The organism is Streptomyces sp. NPDC086777, from assembly GCF_040702065.1.
Classification (GTDB): Bacteria; Actinomycetota; Actinomycetes; order Streptomycetales; family Streptomycetaceae; genus Streptomyces.
The window spans coordinates 2,465-4,335 of record NZ_JBFBJI010000093.1 but is presented as its reverse complement, the minus strand read 5'-3'; the positions used below and the strand labels follow the sequence as shown (position 1 = coordinate 4,335).

Here is a 1,871-nt window from a genome sequence, read left to right as displayed (position 1 = left end):
ACGGTCGTTGCCTCAGAACTAACACAGTGGACGCGAGCAACTGAGGACAAGCCCTCGGCCTATTAGTACCGGTCACCTCCACCAGTTACCTGGCTTCCAGATCCGGCCTATCAACCCAGTCGTCTACTGGGAGCCTTACCCCATCAAGTGGGTGGGAGTCCTCATCTCGAAGCAGGCTTCCCGCTTAGATGCTTTCAGCGGTTATCCCTCCCGAACGTAGCCAACCAGCCATGCCCTTGGCAGAACAACTGGCACACCAGAGGTTCGTCCGTCCCGGTCCTCTCGTACTAGGGACAGCCCTTCTCAAGACTCCTACGCGCACAGCGGATAGGGACCGAACTGTCTCACGACGTTCTAAACCCAGCTCGCGTACCGCTTTAATGGGCGAACAGCCCAACCCTTGGGACCGACTCCAGCCCCAGGATGCGACGAGCCGACATCGAGGTGCCAAACCATCCCGTCGATATGGACTCTTGGGGAAGATCAGCCTGTTATCCCCGGGGTACCTTTTATCCGTTGAGCGACGGCGCTTCCACAAGCCACCGCCGGATCACTAGTCCCGACTTTCGTCCCTGCTCGACCCGTCGGTCTCACAGTCAAGCTCCCTTGTGCACTTACACTCAACACCTGATTGCCAACCAGGCTGAGGGAACCTTTGGGCGCCTCCGTTACTCTTTAGGAGGCAACCGCCCCAGTTAAACTACCCATCAGACACTGTCCCTGATCCGGATCACGGACCCAGGTTAGACATCCAGCACGACCAGACTGGTATTTCAACGACGACTCCCCCCGAACTGGCGTCCGGAGTTCAAAGTCTCCCAGCTATCCTACACAAGCCGAACCGAACACCAATATCAAACTGTAGTAAAGGTCCCGGGGTCTTTCCGTCCTGCTGCGCGAAACGAGCATCTTTACTCGTAGTGCAATTTCACCGGGCCTATGGTTGAGACAGTCGAGAAGTCGTTACGCCATTCGTGCAGGTCGGAACTTACCCGACAAGGAATTTCGCTACCTTAGGATGGTTATAGTTACCACCGCCGTTTACTGGCGCTTAAGTTCTCAGCTTCGCCCAGACGAATCTGAGCTAACCGGTCCCCTTAACGTTCCAGCACCGGGCAGGCGTCAGTCCGTATACATCGCCTTACGGCTTCGCACGGACCTGTGTTTTTAGTAAACAGTCGCTTCTCGCTGGTCTCTGCGGCCACCCCCAGCTCGAACAGCAAGTGTTCTCACCAGAGCTGGCCCCCCTTCTCCCGAAGTTACGGGGGCATTTTGCCGAGTTCCTTAACCATAGTTCACCCGAACGCCTCGGTATTCTCTACCTGACCACCTGAGTCGGTTTAGGGTACGGGCCGCCATGAAACTCGCTAGAGGCTTTTCTCGACAGCATAGGATCATCCACTTCACCACAATCGGCTCGGCATCAGGTCTCAGCCTTGATGTGCGACGGATTTACCTACCGCACGGCCTACACCCTTACCCCGGGACAACCACCGCCCGGGCTGGACTACCTTCCTGCGTCACCCCATCACTCACCTACTGCAAGTCTGGTCCGTCGGCTCCACCACTCCCCTTTGCCCGAAGGCTCCGGGGCGGCTTCACGGACTTAGCATCGCCTGGTTCGATGTTTGACGCTTCACAGCGGGTACCGGAATATCAACCGGTTATCCATCGACTACGCCTGTCGGCCTCGCCTTAGGTCCCGACTTACCCTGGGCAGATCAGCTTGACCCAGGAACCCTTAGTCAATCGGCGCACACGTTTCCCACGTGTGAATCGCTACTCATGCCTGCATTCTCACTCGTCAACCGTCCACAACTACCTTCCGGTGCTGCTTCACCCGGCAGACGACGCTCCCCTACCCATCACGT

At 57.2% G+C, this 1,871-nt stretch carries 1 rRNA gene (cut by a window edge); it reads right to left on the bottom strand.

The features are described from left to right. Positions 1-42 precede the first annotated feature (42 nt). Positions 43-1,871: ribosomal RNA gene (locus tag AB0472_RS45875) — 23S ribosomal RNA — on the bottom strand; it runs 834 nt beyond the window's last position.